Annotated in this window: 13 protein-coding genes and 1 tRNA gene; 4 read left to right on the top strand and 10 right to left on the bottom strand. The window is 73.7% G+C overall.

Annotated features, from left to right (window positions below):
* Positions 1–190: 190 nt before the first annotated feature.
* From N0B34_RS13720 to N0B34_RS13680, 9 genes are all read right to left on the bottom strand, one after another.
* Positions 191–1,147, bottom strand: coding sequence for a nuclease-related domain-containing protein (locus N0B34_RS13720; protein ID WP_263731968.1), 957 nt, complete (start codon positions 1,145–1,147; stop codon positions 191–193).
* Positions 1,148–1,258: 111 nt separating this feature from the next.
* Positions 1,259–1,501, bottom strand: a complete 243-nt coding sequence (locus N0B34_RS13715) for a hypothetical protein (RefSeq protein WP_263731967.1) — start codon at positions 1,499–1,501, stop codon at positions 1,259–1,261.
* A gap of 137 nt (positions 1,502–1,638) precedes the next feature.
* Positions 1,639–1,709: transfer RNA gene (locus N0B34_RS13710), tRNA-Gly, on the bottom strand.
* A 121-nt stretch (positions 1,710–1,830) separates the two neighbouring features.
* Positions 1,831–2,469: a TetR family transcriptional regulator gene (locus tag N0B34_RS13705; RefSeq protein WP_263731966.1), complete on the bottom strand. Its 639-nt coding sequence runs from the start codon at positions 2,467–2,469 to the stop codon at positions 1,831–1,833.
* A 26-nt stretch (positions 2,470–2,495) separates the two neighbouring features.
* Entirely contained in the window at positions 2,496–4,094 is a 1,599-nt protein-coding gene (locus N0B34_RS13700; protein ID WP_263731965.1) for an MFS transporter, read from the bottom strand.
* Positions 4,095–4,265: 171 nt separating this feature from the next.
* Positions 4,266–5,930, bottom strand: coding sequence for an ABC transporter permease (locus N0B34_RS13695; RefSeq protein WP_263731964.1), 1,665 nt, complete (start codon positions 5,928–5,930; stop codon positions 4,266–4,268).
* A complete protein-coding gene (locus tag N0B34_RS13690; protein WP_263731963.1) occupies positions 5,927–6,847 on the bottom strand; it encodes an ABC transporter ATP-binding protein in 921 nt (306 codons plus the stop codon). Before N0B34_RS13690 ends, N0B34_RS13695 begins: the two co-directional genes overlap by 4 nt.
* A 105-nt stretch (positions 6,848–6,952) precedes the next feature.
* Positions 6,953–7,648 (bottom strand): TetR family transcriptional regulator, encoded by a 696-nt coding sequence (locus N0B34_RS13685; RefSeq protein WP_263731962.1) that lies wholly within the window; start codon positions 7,646–7,648, stop codon positions 6,953–6,955.
* Between the two features lie 151 nt (positions 7,649–7,799).
* Entirely contained in the window at positions 7,800–8,033 is a 234-nt protein-coding gene (locus N0B34_RS13680) for a hypothetical protein (RefSeq protein ID WP_263731961.1), read from the bottom strand.
* Positions 8,034–8,449: 416 nt separating this feature from the next.
* On the opposite strand from N0B34_RS13680, the gene N0B34_RS13675 reads away from it, so the two are divergent.
* A complete protein-coding gene (locus tag N0B34_RS13675; protein WP_263731960.1) occupies positions 8,450–10,657 on the top strand; it encodes a SpoIIE family protein phosphatase in 2,208 nt (735 codons plus the stop codon).
* A gap of 28 nt (positions 10,658–10,685) precedes the next feature.
* On the opposite strand, the gene N0B34_RS13670 is transcribed toward N0B34_RS13675, so the two are convergent.
* On the bottom strand, positions 10,686–11,210 hold the full coding sequence (locus N0B34_RS13670) for a DinB family protein (protein WP_263731959.1): 525 nt from the start codon (positions 11,208–11,210) through the stop codon (positions 10,686–10,688).
* 130 nt (positions 11,211–11,340) lie between these two features.
* Between N0B34_RS13670 and N0B34_RS13665 the strand changes: the two genes are divergently transcribed.
* The 3 genes from N0B34_RS13665 to N0B34_RS13655 all read left to right on the top strand — a co-directional run bounded on the left by N0B34_RS13665 (position 11,341) and on the right by N0B34_RS13655 (position 14,277).
* A complete protein-coding gene (locus N0B34_RS13665) occupies positions 11,341–11,943 on the top strand; it encodes a TetR/AcrR family transcriptional regulator (protein ID WP_263731958.1) in 603 nt (200 codons plus the stop codon).
* Positions 11,944–12,229: 286 nt separating this feature from the next.
* A complete protein-coding gene (locus N0B34_RS13660; RefSeq protein ID WP_263731957.1) occupies positions 12,230–13,243 on the top strand; it encodes a methyltransferase domain-containing protein in 1,014 nt (337 codons plus the stop codon).
* Positions 13,244–13,380: 137 nt separating this feature from the next.
* A complete protein-coding gene (locus N0B34_RS13655; RefSeq protein ID WP_263731956.1) occupies positions 13,381–14,277 on the top strand; it encodes an alpha/beta hydrolase in 897 nt (298 codons plus the stop codon).
* Positions 14,278–14,301 lie beyond the last annotated feature (24 nt).

Genomic DNA, 14,301 nt, shown 5'->3' with positions numbered 1-14,301 from the left:
TGACCGGTGTCGACGAAGACGGTTCGCGGTTCGATGCCCGGCCAGGTGACCTTCACCCGGCCCGGGACCGCCCGCACAGTGGCGTGGACGATGATGCCGCGCTCCTGCAGGACGTGGTTGTTCCAGGCGGGTCGTCAGACGTCGGGTGCCGCCAGTGGTTGCGACCGGCGTCCGTGCACTGTGGAGCCCCTCAGCCTCGGGGCCGCCACGTGGTCGAACGCCGCGCCGCCTCGAAGATGGCGTCGACCGTCGGCTCCTCCAGGAGGTCGGGACGGCGGCGCAGCCAAGCGGCCAGCGCCATCCGGTTGACCACGACGACGTCCGCGGGCTGCTGCTTGATGGTGAGGTCGTCGGCACCGACGGGGACGACGATCCCGGTGACCTCGACCGGGAAGCCGCAGGCCGCGGTCAGGTAGCGGCCGGCTCGAAGGGCCTCGTGCCGGGAGTTGCGGATGTACGGCTGCTGCTGACCGTTCACCCGGAAGGCGTTGTCCCGGACCCAGATCCGAGCACCGGGGTGGTGCTTGGAATTGAGGCTGAACACGCCGCCCGGCCCGATGACCAGGTGGTCGATGTCCGAGCCGTTCTCCCCGACCGGGATGGCGTGCAGGAACTTCCAGCGAGGGTCCTTCTTCGCAAGCTTGGCGAGCCTGGCCGCGACCTTCTCCTCACCGTTCGCACCGATGCGCCACGCCCGCTCGTCGGTGTGCACACCAAACACCCGGGCGACGAAGGTCCGGACCGGCGCGGCCTGCTTCAGCGCGACGGCCTGCTGCCGGGCCATCTCGCCGGCGCGATGGGCAGCCAGGTCGTCCCACATCGGCGGAGCCACTGGGATTGACGGCTCGGGATCCACGGTCGGCGCCTTGACCGCACGCGCCGGTGAGGTCTCGACGGGTGCCGCGGTCACCGCCTCCTGTGGTGCCACGTGTGACCGCGACGGCGGCGACACAGCCGCCGGGTCGTTGCCCTGGTTCGCCTGCCAGACCTCCACCGCTGCGCGGAACTCATCGGCATGCTCTGGAGCATCGATGTGGTCCTCGCCCGTCAGCAGGTCCCGCCAGCCCACCGCGGCGCCGTCGCCGTCGTGGACGTACAACCGGTCCTTGCCGTACCGCCGCCACCGCCGAACTTCCCAGTCCCCCATGACTGGGCTATCGGCACTCTCGCCGAGATTGGCAAGTGATCGGGCTCCAGCGTGCCATCGCCGCCCGTGGTCGAGCTCCGGCGCCGTGGCGCGGGAGCTAATCAGGAGGTGCTACGCGATGGTCCACGGCTTGCGTCGGTCGCCATTCGCCTTCGCGAGCACACCCTCGTCCCGAAGAGTCTGCGCTGCCCAGCGCACGTCGTACTGCCACGTGAAGAACAGGTCGTCGGAGTCACGAAGCTCGTCCTCGTGATGGGACCAGATGTACCGGCAGACCTGGACGGGACCGGCCGAACCACCGTTGGCTCGAAGTGCCTCGAGGACCCACTCGCGCAGAACAGTCTTGGTGGCCATTGAACGAGCTTCGCAGCTACGGACCACGGGAGCTAGCGCCGTTCGGGCGACGGCACGGAAAGCGGGCCACAGGCCAAGAACCCGTATGTCGGGTCTGCCTCATAGCCGCGCCATTCGGCGACCTAAGAAAAACGCGGAGCGGGTGACGGGAATCGAACCCGCGCTCTCAGCTTGGGAAGCTGAAGTTCTACCATTGAACTACACCCGCGTGACCAGCACTTTCGCTGGTCCGGCACCCGGTGGGCCTGCACGGCACCCCGAACGCGCCGCCCATGCTAGCCCATGGCCCGCCGCGCCCGAGGCCCGCGCCCAACCGCGGCCCCGCGGCCTCAGCGCGACCCCAGCGCCAGCCCCTTCTCCAGGTGATCGAGCGCCGTGTCGAGGGCCGCGAGCAGGTTGTCCTCGGGATGGGCGACCCACTGGGTGGCGGCGGCGATCCAGACGCCGACCACGGCGCCGGCCAGCGAGCGGGCAGCGGGGTCGTCCGACGGAAGGCCGGCGCGCTCGGCGGTCAGCTCGGTGAGCCACGTGATGCTCTGCGCCAGCTGGTCGAGCATCGCGGCGCGCAGCTCCGGCACCGACAGGATCAGGGTGGCCCGGGCCTTGATGTCGGCCAGCTGGCCCGCGTCGACCTCGCCGAACACCTGCCGCAGCGTCGCGCGGAACGCCGCCACGGTGCCGAGCTCCGGCGGCTGGTCCCGGAACGCGGCGATCAGCAGCGGGTCGAGCTCGTCCGTCAGGACCAGGTCGTCCTTGGTGGGGAAGTAGCGGAAGACGGTGCTCGGGGACACGTCGGCGGCGGCGGCCACCTGCTCGACCGTCGTGACGTCGTAGCCGTGCTCGGTGAACAGGCGCAGCGCCTGGTGCTGGATGGCCGCGCGGGTCCGGGCCTTCTTGCGCTCGCGCAGCCCGGCAGCGGGGACGGCGTCGGCGGGGACCGCATCGGCGGAGGCGGCATCGGTCGGCACGGCCCCATTGTGCTGCCCCACCTGCCCTACCGAGGCTGTCGCGCCGCTCCCCTCCCGGCGCCCGGCACCGCAGCAGCGGCGTGTCCCGCATCGTCGTCGGCCTCAGGCGCGACGGCCGGCACCACGCGTCCCGGCAGGAACACCAGCGCCAGCAGCGCCCCCGCCACGGCGACGGCGAGCGAGGCGAGCAGCGTGCCGGTGACACCGTGCACGAACGCGGCGCGCACCTGCTGGCCCAGCGCGGCGTCGTGCAGCGTGTGCGCCACCTTGAGGCCGGCGAACACGTTGGCCCGCACCGCATCGGCTGCCGGCGCGGGCAGCGACGTCAGGTCGAGGCGGCTGCGGTAGCCGGCGGCGAGCACGCTGCCCAGCACGGCCGCGCCCAGCGGCGCCCCGACCCCCTTGACGGCCTGCAGCACGGCGGACCCCACACCGGCGCGGTCGGCGCTGATCTCCGCGAGCGCGGCCGCCGCGACGGTCGCCATCACCATGCCGGTACCGACTCCGCTGATCGCCGTCCACAGGGCCGCGAAGCCGGTGCCCGACACCGGGGTCGTGGTCGCCCCGAGCGCCAGGCCAGCCCCGAGGACGACGAAGCCGGCGGCGACCGTCAGCTTGATCCCCAGCCGGGTGGCCAGCACCCGGGACGGCGCGAGGCCGACCAGCAGCCCGCCGACCAGCGGCAGCAGCCGCAGCCCGGACCCCTCCGGGTCGGTGCCGAGCACCGCCTGGAAGTACTGGGGCAGCGCGAAGATCAGGCCGATGAGCGCCAGCGTCAGCACCGCGAACAGCGTGACCCCCCAGGTGAACAGCCTCGACCGGAACAGGGCCGGGTCCACCAGCGGCTGCCGTCCGCGCCGGGACAGCCGCACCTCCCAGACGCCGAAGGCGACCAGCACCAGCAGCCCACCGGCCATCAGGGCCCACGCCGGCACGGAGCGCCACCCGTCCTGACCGATCTGGATGAAGCCCCACGTCAGGACGGTCAGCCCGGCACTGGAGGCGACGATGCCGACGCCGTCGAGCCGGGGCGGCCGGCCGGCGGAGCTCTCCGGCACCCACGCAGCCACGGCGAGCATCCCCAGCACGGTGACGGGGACGTTGAGCAGGAACACCCACCCCCACCAGGCGTGGGACAGCAGCCAGCCGCCCAGGATCGGCCCGACCGGGAAGGCGACGAGGTTGGCGGCGCCCCAGACGGCGACGGCACGCGGCCGCTCGTCGTCGTCGAACAGGACCATCAGGGCGGACATCGCCATGACGATCACGCCGGCACCGCCGACGCCCAGCACCAGGCGGGCGCCGATGAACCACGCCGGGCTGTCCGCGCCGGCGCAGGCCGCCGAGCCCACCGCGAACAGCAGCAGCGAGCCGAGCAGCACCCGCTTGCGGCCCACGCGGTCCCCCAGCCAGCCGGCGGGCAGCATCAGCGCCGCGAGCACCAGGGCGTACCCGGCGGAGAACCACTGCAGGTCCGAGGCGGAGGCCGACAGCGCCCCCGCGAGGGTCGGCAGGGCGACGCTGAGGATGGTGACGTCCATCGAGACGGCGAGCACCGCCAGCGTGACGCCACCAAGCGCCCACCACCGACGGATCCCCGCCGTGCCAGTCGTCGACAGGCTCATGTCGACCTCCCACTGCTAGTGACTTCCAAATGACAGTCACTAGCATGAACCCGGGGGAAGGCGACGTCCAGTCCCCGGCGGTGCCCGCCGCACAGGCACTCGCGCCCGCCGGTTCGGGGGGACGGATCGGGGCCGCCGGGGGTCATCGGACCCCGGCGGCCCCGTGACGACCTAGCCGGGGACGACGTCCCGCCGCGCGAACCGGTCGACGCCCACCCACACCAGCAGCGCCGCGACGGCCGTCATCACCACCACGGGCGTCCACCGCATCGGGTTCAGCGGCATGTAGGGGGTCGCGGAGAACGGCAGCACGTCGAGCACCCACGTCGGCAGGTGCAGCGCGTCGCCGATCAGCATGACGAACCACAGCGCCGCCAGCAGCCCCCACGTCAGCGCGACCGCCAGCCGGGGCAGCCAGCCGAACAGCGTCACCGCTACCCCGACCAGCACCATCACCGCCGGCCAGTAGACGAGCGCCGCGACGGCCATCCGGCCGGTCCACGAGCCGTCGTGCACCGTGGCCCCGTAGCTGGCGCCGAGCAGCGCGCCGCCCGCGGCGAGCAGCACCGCGGCGCCGACGGCCGGGATCAGCAGCCGCTGCAGCGCCCAACGGGTGCGGGACAGCGCGCCGGCCAGCTGCGTCTCCACCAGCCCCGACGCCTCGTCGGCCCGCAGCGTGGTCGCCGACTGGACCGCGTACACGGCCACGACCAGGGCGATCATCCCGGCGAGCACGGCCATCAGCGCGTCGATGCCACGGCCGCGCAGGATGGCGGGCAGCGGCGTGCCGGCGTCGTTGAGCAGGTTGTCCATCGCGTGCACCACGGAGCCGAACAGCAGCCCGCACAGCACCACGGTGACGGTCCAGCCGACCACAGGCCCGCGCTGCAGCCGAAGGCCCAGCCCGAGCGGGGTCGCGTAGCGCACGGGCGCCTCGGCAGGCCCCGGTCGCTGCGGCACCAGCCCGGCGCCGTGGTCGCGGTGCGCCTCGAGCACGGTCGCCACCGCCAGCAGGACGACGGCGAGCACGACGAGCAGCCCGAACGGCCACCACCGGTCGGCCCCCCACGGCTGCATCTCCTGGCCCCAGCCCACCGGCGACGCCCAGGTCAGCCGCCCGTCGCCCAGGTCGCCCACCATCCGCAGCACGTAGAGGACGCCGAGCACCGCCGAGCCGAGCGCGTTCGCGCCGCGCGAGGTCGACGTGACCTGACCGGCCACCGCACCGACGCCGAGGCCGACCAGCCCCACGCCGGTGACGGACGCGCCGACGATCAGCGAGCCGGTGATGCCGGTGCCGTAGGGGTCAAGCCCCGAGGCGGCCGAGACGACGGCGATCAGGGCGCCCACCAGCACGGACAGCACCGCGCACACCAGCCAGGACGCCGCCGAGTACGCGTGTAGCCCCAGCTCCCGCGAGCGCAGCAGCTCCGTGCGGCCCACCTCCTCGTCCGCCCGCCCGTTGCGGGTGACCAGGAAGACGATGCCGAACGCCAGCGCCAGCGCGCACGTCATCCAGACCTTGGTCCAGACGGCCCCGCCGAGGGTGTTCGGCGCCGCCGCCAGCCCGGTCAGCGCCCGGATGCCGGGGGTGTCGCTCACCTTGGCGAAGTCGTCGAGCGCCTGCTGCGTGGTGAACAGGCTCTTGTAGTACGCGCCGACGTAGGCGAACAGCCCGACGAGCACGACGAGCCACACCGCCAGGCGCACGCGGTTGCGGCGCACGACGAACCGCACCATCGCGCCGAGCCCCGCGAGCGTGTCCGCCGGGCGACCACGCACCACGACGGTCGGCACCGCGGCCCGGGGTGCCGGGGCGTGCGCGGTGGCGGTCACTTCTCCACCCCGTTCACTGCCGCCAGCTCCTCGCCGTAGTGCCGCAGGAACAGCTCCTCCAGCGACGGCGGGTTGGCCACCAGCGACCGCGGCTGCAGCGCCGCGACGGCCGCCAGCACGCCCGGCAGCGCCTCCTCGTCGACCGTGAACCTCGTCTGACCGTCCACCTGCTGCAGGTCGTGCACGCCCGCGACCCCGGCCAGCGACCCGGCGCCACCGGCCAGCACCGCGGTGACCTGCGTCCGCAGCCGCTGCCGGAGCTGGGCGATGCTGCCGGTCTCGACCGTGACCCCGTTGCGGATGATCGTCACGGTGTCCGCCAGCTTCTCCACCTCGGCGAAGATGTGGCTCGACAGCAGCACCGACCGGCCCTGCGCCTTCACCTCGGCGATCGACTCGGTGAACGCGGCCTCCATGATCGGGTCGAGGCCGCTGGTCGGCTCGTCGAGCAGGAGGAGCTCCGCGTCGGACGCCAGCGCCGCGACCAGCGCGACCTTCTGCCGGTTGCCCTTGGAGTACGTGCGGGCCTTCTTGGTGGGGTCCAGCTCGAAGCGGTCGAGCATCTGCTGCTTGCGCCGGGGGTCCAGCGGACCGGACAGCCGGCACAGGATGTCGATCGCCTCGCCGCCGGTCAGGTTGGGCCACAGGGTGACGTCGCCGGGGACGTAGGCGATGGAGCGGTGCAGCCGGACCGCGTCGGCCCACGGGTCGCCGCCGAGCACGGTCGCGCGGCCGCCGTCGGAGCGGAGCAGGCCGAGCAGGATGCGGATCGTCGTCGTCTTGCCCGAGCCGTTGGGGCCGAGGAAGCCGGTGACCTGGCCGGCGGGGACGGTGAGGTCGAGGCCACGCAGGGCGTGGACGGTGCCGAAGCTCTTGGTCAGGCCCTCGATCTCGACGGCCGGCTGGGTGGTGGGCATGGGACTTCCTTGTGGGTGGGGGACGTGCATGGATCAACCCGGTGCCGGCCCGGCGCAGGCCGTGGCGGCAGGTGCGGTGGCGGCGCGGTGCTGGTGGCGACGCCGTCAGGCGGTGCGCTCGTCGTGCTCCGCGCCTGCGTCGGCAGGCGGTGGGTCGCCGAGGTAGGCGAGGTAGTCGTCGAGGATGCGAGGCGAGGCCAGCAAGCCCTCGGTGTAGAGCTCGAGAAGCGGCAGGACCTGCGCGCGCTGCAGCGCCAGCACCGACGCACCGAACGTCTCGGGGGTGGCCTCGGGTGCGATCAGCAGCTGGATGAGCAACCCGCCCAACGCCTGGTTCACCAGCAGCCGCAGGCGCGCCTCCTCGTCCCGCGAGGGGCGCACCAGCCCGGCCTCGGCGCTGGCCTGCATCACACCGCGGGCGTTGTCGACGAGCCGCTCCAGGAACTGCCGGGCGGGAGGGCCGCCGGCGTGGATGGCCCGCAGCATGTACAGCGTCAGCTCGGCGGCCGGACCGGGCTCGGACAGGTTCGCGACGAGGAAGCCGCTCGGGTCCCCGATGCTGTCCGTCTTGAGCGCCTGGTAGCGGCGCAGCACCTCGGCGTCGCACTCCGCACGCAGCGCCACCTTGGACGCGAAGTGGTGCGTGATCAGCCCCGGCGAGACGTCGGCACGGGCCGCGATGGTGCGGAACGAGGCGGTGAAACCCTCTTCCGCGAAGCACGCGATGGCCGCGTCGCGGATGCGGGCGCGGGCGGTGAGGTCCGACGACGGACGAGCGTCCGACGGATCGGCTGTACGCACGACCAGCAGGCTATACACGTGACCAGTCGGTGAGCAAGCGGCGCGTCGCGGTGCCCACCGACCGGCTCGCACCCGGCTCGGCGGCCGGGTCTCGGCGCGGACGCGGGCGGCGCGGACGCCGGACGGCACCGCACGCGGGCGGCGACCAGGCTCAGAGTGCCGGGCAGCAGGCCGGGGTGACGGCCACCGTCGACGACGCAGTGGTCCGTAGCCGTGCGACCAGGCCCGACAGCGCCACCGTGACGGCTGGCCTCCGTGCAGCCGGCCGGGCGACGGGCGTGCCGGCCACCTCGAACCGCTCGGCAGCGGCCGCGCGACGGGCGTGCAGCTGCTCCAGCTGGCGCTCGCGCTGCTGGTAGAGCAGCAGGAACAGCTCGGGATGCATCTCTGGGCTCCGTTCATTGATGTGTGTCGATGTACGGCTACAGTCACCCGAACATCGATAGATGTCAATGGGTAGGAGGTCCCGGGTGGTCCGGTCCCCCGTCTGACGTCCGGGCGCCACCATCTGACGTCCGGGCGCCGCCGTCTGACGTCCAGGCGCCGCGCACCTGCGGGTGCGGCCCGTGGCGGCGGATGGCACCGTTGCCCGATGGATGCGACCCGCACCGCCGAGCCGTCTCGCGGCACGCGCCTCAGCCGCACGCCCACGACGGGTGCGCCGTGCGGGCGTTGACCTGCGCCTGCGGGATGTCCCAGCGCAAGGAGGAGGGCTGCGTCAAGGTCGTCCTCGACCCGGAGGCGTGAGCAGGGGATGATCGCACCGAGCGATGATCAGGTCGCCAGGGCACTGGGGGCACGATGACGACGCAGGACGACGACGAGCCCATCCTCTCGCCGCCGTACCGGATCGAGATCGAAGCGCTGGCCGTCGCGATGGAACGGGCGGGCACCGACACGAACGGCGTCGCCGCCCACCTGGATCCCGCCCGTGCCCTGGGCCGGGTGGCGATCGCCGCCGCGGGCATCGGCATCTTCGACTGGGACCTGCGCACCGGTGTGCTGGCGTGGGACGAGCGGCTGCTGGAGATGTTCGGCTACGACCGCGAGAGCTTCGGCGGCACCATCGAGAGCTTCGACTCGGCGGTGCACCCGGACGACGTCCCGATGGTGCACCGGGCGATCCGGGAGGCGATCGAGAGCACCGGTGAGTACGCCGCCGAGTACCGGGTGGTGCGGCCCGACGGTGTCACCCGCTGGGTCACCGCGCGCGGCCTGGCGGTGCCCGGCCCGGACGGCACGGCGGTCCGGCTGCTCGGCGCCGCGTTCGACTCCACCGCCGAGCGCGACCACGAGGTGCGGGTGGCCCGCGTGCTCGAGGCGATGCCGACGGCCTTCTTCTCGGTGGACACCCACTGGCGGTTCACCTACGTCAACTCCTCCGCCGAGCAGCTGCTGCAGCGCCACCGTGACGAGCTGCTGGGCCAGGACCTGTGGGAGCTGTTCCCCGAGGCGATCGGCTCCCGGTTCGAGACCAGCTACCGCCGCGCCGTCGAGACCGGCGAGCCGGTCAACTTCGACGCCTACTACCCGGCACCGCTGGACGCCTGGTACGAGGTGCACGCGTGGCCGACGCCGGACGGGCTGTCCGTCTACTTCCTCGACGTGACCGGCCGCCGCCGCGACGCCGCGCTGGCGGCGGCTGCCGCCCGCCGCGCCCAGCTCGCGTCGACCGTCGCCGTGGAGCTGTCCGAGACGCTGGAGGCCGAGGAGGCCGTCGGGCGCCTTGCCAAGCTGGTGGTGCCGCTGCTGGCCGACTGGAGCGTCGTCACGCTGGTGGAGCCCGGCGAGCCGCGGCGCGGCCCGCGGCTGCGGGACGTCGGCTCGTGGCACCACGACCCAGGACGACGGGCGTTGGTGGAGCGGTACGCCACGCAGCGGCTCGCGTCCCTGACCCCGCAGTCCTTCCTCAACCGCGCCGCGCGCACCGGTGAGACGGTGATCATCCCCGGCGACGCCACCGCCTCGATGCTCGAGGTGCTGGTGCCCGGCGAGGCGAGCGAGCTGCTGCGCCACCTCGACCCCGGCAACGGCGCCGTCCTGCCACTGCGCGGCCGCGGTCGCACCGTCGGCGTGCTGTCCCTGTTCCACGACCGGGGCCGTGCGCCCCTGACGGACGAGGACCTGCAGCTGGCGGCGGACGTGGCCGGCCGTGCCGGCCTGGCGCTCGACAACGCCCGGCTCTACAAGGAGCAGCTGACGCTCGCCGAGGGGCTGCAGCGGTCGCTGCTGACCAAGCCGCCGTCGCCGGACCACCTGCAGATCGAGGTGCGGTACGAGCCGGCAGCCGAGGCGGCCCGGGTGGGCGGTGACTGGTACGACGCGTTCCTCCAGCCGGACGGCGCGACGGTGCTGGTGATCGGCGACGTGGTGGGGCACGACGTGCTGGCCGCTGCCGAGATGGGCCAGGTGCGCTCGATCCTGCGCGGCATCGCCGTGGCGACCGGCGGTGCGCCGGGCGAGGTGCTCAGCACGGTGGACAAGGCGATGCGCACGCTGCAGACCGAGTCCATCGCCACCGCCGTCGTCGCGCGCCTGGAGCAGACCCCGGAGGAGCTGGCCCAGCACCGGACCCGCGTGCGGTGGTCCAACGCCGGCCACCCGACCCCGATGCTGCTGCACGCCGACGGCACCGTCGAACCGCTGCGGGACGGCAAGCCGGACCCGCTGCTGGGGATCATGCCGGACACCCCCCGGCACGAGACCGAGGTGGTGCTCGAGCGGGACAGCACCCTGCTGCTGTACACCGACGGCCTGGTGGAGCGGCGGGACATGCCCGTGCGCGACGGGATGGCACGCCTCGAGGCCCTGCTGGCCGAGCTGGCACCGAAGGACCTCGGGCTCGCGGAGCTGTGCGACGAGCTGCTGAAGCGCGTGCTGCCCGGCCGGCGGGAGGACGACGTCGCCCTGGTCGCGGTGCGCTTGCACCCGCAGGACGAGCCGCGCCCGCCGGAGGCCGGTCCGGTGGAGGTGCCGCCCGACGTGCCGGAGGACCCGGCGGCGCCGTAGTGCGGAGCTGTGAGGTGGTGCGGAGCTGTCAGCCGCGCACGTCGTGCAGGTGGTGCAGCACGTCGTGCAGCATGTACCGGCCCAGCGTGTCGACGGTGAACACCGAGCCGTTGGAGCGGCGTCCCGGTCGCTGCCAGGCGTCGTCCGGGACGGAGTCGTAGCGGTCGGCGAGCACGGCGGCCGCGCCGCCGAGCTCGTGCGAGACGACCGCCGGGTCCTGCAGGTCGTACCTCTCGGCCACCGCGGTGGCGTCCTGGTCCCAGTTGGCGAACTCGGGGTCGTCCTGCTCGAGCAGCAGCGCCAGCCGCTGGTCCATCACCCGGAACACGTCGCGGACGTGGGCGCCGTACTCGAGGGTGGACCAGACGTCCGGCTGCGGGCGCTCGCGGACGTCGTCCCGGGTCAGCGCGGCCTGCCACCGGGGCACCAGTGCGCGGACGGTCGCGCCGATCGAGCGCGGGTCCACCGTCGTCGCGTCGAACCCGCACTCGGGGCACGGCTGCTGCAGCACCCAGGTCCAGTCCTTGGTGTCCGGCTCGATCTCGGCGGCCACGCGGTCCTCCTCCTCCGGCGCCGGCACGGCCCGGCGGTCGGCTCGAGTCTGCCTCAGACGTGCCGAGGGCCACACCCGCGCCGCGGCGCTGAGGGAAGGCTTTGCTGACGGCGTGTGCGACCATGTCAGCATGCCCAAGATCATCGGCGGGTCGCTCCGCGAGCACCGCGAGGAGACGCGCCGACGGCTGTTCGCGGCGCTGGCCGAGCTGCTGGCCGAGCGCGGGTTCGACACGATCACGCTCGCCGACATCGCCACGACGGCGGGGGTGGGTCGCACGGCCGTGTACAACCACTTCGCCGACAAGGAGGCGCTGCTGGTCGGGTACATCGCCCACTCGACCGAGGCCTACGCCGACGCGCTCGAGGAGTCGCTGGCGGACGTGGACGACCCCGTCGAGCAGCTGCGCAGCTACGTGCGCGCGATGGTGCAGCTCAAGCACGACCACCACCTGCCCGGTTCGGAGCTGCGCTCGATGCTGTCCCGCGCCACCCAGGCACGGCTGCGCGAGCACGTCACCGACTTCGAGCGGGTGCTGCGCGGCGTGCTGTCCCGCGGCATCGCGGCCGGGGTGTTCCCCGAGCAGGACCTGTCCACCACCGTCCCCCTGGTCAACGCCTGCCTGTCCGGCCGCGGCGTGCCAGGTGAGGGTGTCGCGCGGGGGCGGGCGATCGAGCAGACCGAGCAGTTCGTGCTGCGGGCGGTCGGCGCGCTCGACGCCGTCTCGGCCTGACGGCGTGGCGCAGCCACCCGCGCGCCGCGGCGGTCGCGGGCACGGTCGGGACGAGCGTTCCGGCGGGCGTGGTCGCGACGAGCGTGACGCGCGAGCTGTCGGGCGTGGGCGCGACGAGCGGACCGACACGCGCCGTGGTGACGACCGCGGACGTCCGCCGAGGCATGCAGGCGACCGGACGGCCGACCGCGCGCGAGTCGCACGAGCCGCCGCGCCGGCCCCACGCAGCCCGCGCGGCCCGCGCGGCACGGCCCTCGAGCTGACCTTCCTGCCCGGGCTCGGTGACGTGCTCGCCGCCGAGGCGACGCAGGTGCTGGTCGTCGCGCAGCCACCGATGGCGGTCCCCGGCCGGGACGACGCGCTCGCCGTGCAGCACACCGGTCCGCTGCGGGACGTCCTCGAGCTGCGCACGGCGGTCGCCGCGTGGATCCACCTGCACTTCGACGTGCCACGCCCCCGGTCGCTGACCAGCGGCGACCACCTGGCCCGCATCGTCGACGCGGTGTACGCGTCGCTGCGCGTGGCGGGCTCGTCGTCCTTCCGCTTCGAGGCCGCCGGGGCCGACTCGGCGGTGTTCGGCCGGCTCGCCGAGCTGCTGCACCAGGCGACCGGGTTGCAGCACCGGCCGGACGACGGCGAGCTGGTGGTGAAGGTGCGCCGCGGCCGACGGCACGGCGAGGCGGACCCGGGTTGGGACGTGCTGGTGCGGATCGGACCGCGGCCGCTGTCCGCGCGGCGGTGGCGCGTGGTGGACCTGCCGGGTGCCGCGAACGGCACCATCGCCGCAGCGATGAGCCGGCTGGCCGGCGTCCGGGCCGAGGACCGCGTGCTCAACCTGATGTGCGGGTCGGGCACGTTGCTGATCGAGCGGCTGCTGGCGGGTCCGGCGGCGACGGCGGTCGGCGTCGACCTCGACGCGGACGTGCTGACCGGCGCCCAGGAGAACCTGCGGGCGGCCGGCCTCGGCCGTGCAGCCCGTCTGACCAGGGGCGATGCCGCCGACCCCGTCGCCCTGCGGTCGCTGCTCCCCGGCGAGCGGTTCGACCTGGTGCTGGCCGACCCGCCGTGGGGCGGCCTGGTCGGGAGCCATGCGGACGCGCCGGCGCTGCACGCGGGCCTGCTCGCCGCGGCCCACGCGGTGGCCGCGCGCGGTGCCCGCCTCGCGGTGCTGACCCACGAGGTCACGGTGATGCAGCACGCCGTCGCGGCAGCCGCCGACCTGTGGACCCCGATCCGCGACCCGCTGCGCGTCTACGCCAAGGGCCACCACCCCCGCATCTGGCTGCTCCGCCGCCGCTGACCCGCCGGGCTGCCGCACCGCACCGCCGACCACACCCGCTCGACATGAGCACCTTGACGCGAGATGAGCAGTCCGATCTGCTCGTCTCGCGTCAAAGTGCTCGTCTCGGCACCAACCCTGACCCGTAGCCTCCCGGCATGACGTTGCACCCGCAGGCGCGCGCCCTCCTCGAGCAGCTGCCCCCCTCGGGGCCGCCGGACCTGTCCACGGTCGACGACGATCGGGCAGCGGCCCGGAGCGCGGCACTCGCCCAGCCGGACCGGGCGCCGATCGAGCACGTCGCCGACCTCGACGCCGACGGTGTGCCCGTCCGGCTCTACCGACCGCGGCGCGGTGCACCGATCGCGCTGTACGTGCACGGCGGGGGCTGGATGTTCCACGACCTCGAGACGCACGACGCCTTCTGCCGCTACCTGGCGGACGCCACCGGATGGGCGCTGCTGGCCGTCGACTACCGGCGCGCGCCCGAGCATCCCTACCCGGCCCCGCTCGACGACGTGCAGACGGCGGCCCGGTGGCTGCGGTCGCGCGGTGCCGAGCACGACGTGGACGCGAGCTGGCTGCCGGGCATCGGTGACTCGTCGGGCGCCAACCTGCTGGCCGGGCTGACCGTGCGGGAGCCGTCCGCGCTCGACTTCCAGGTGCTGATGTACCCGCCGACGGACCGCCGGTGGCGGCTCGATCCTGCGGCGGACACCGCCGCCCTGACCGGAGCCGAGATGGACTGGTTCTGGGAGCACTACGCGCCCGGATCACTCGGTGACAACCCCGACGTGTCGGTGCTGCGCGCACCGAACCTGTCGCAGGTGCCGCCGGCGCTCGTCGTCACCGCCGAGCACGATCCCCTCGCCGCCCAGGGCCGTGCGTACGCGACCGCGCTGGCGGAGGCCGGTGCCGAGGTGGTCGGCTTCGAGACGTTCGGCCAGATCCACTCGTTCTGGCGACAGCCGGCGGCGATGGACGCCTCGCGCGCCCTGGTCCCGATGGTCGGCGCCCTCCTGGACAGCCACCGCGCCCGCGCCCGCACGAGATGAGCACTCTGCACTGAGACGAGCAGT

The sequence above is a fragment of the Cellulomonas sp. SG140 genome (genome assembly GCF_025770785.1).
Taxonomy (GTDB): Bacteria; Actinomycetota; Actinomycetes; order Actinomycetales; family Cellulomonadaceae; genus Cellulomonas.
This window is presented reverse-complemented; position numbering and strand designations above follow the sequence as displayed.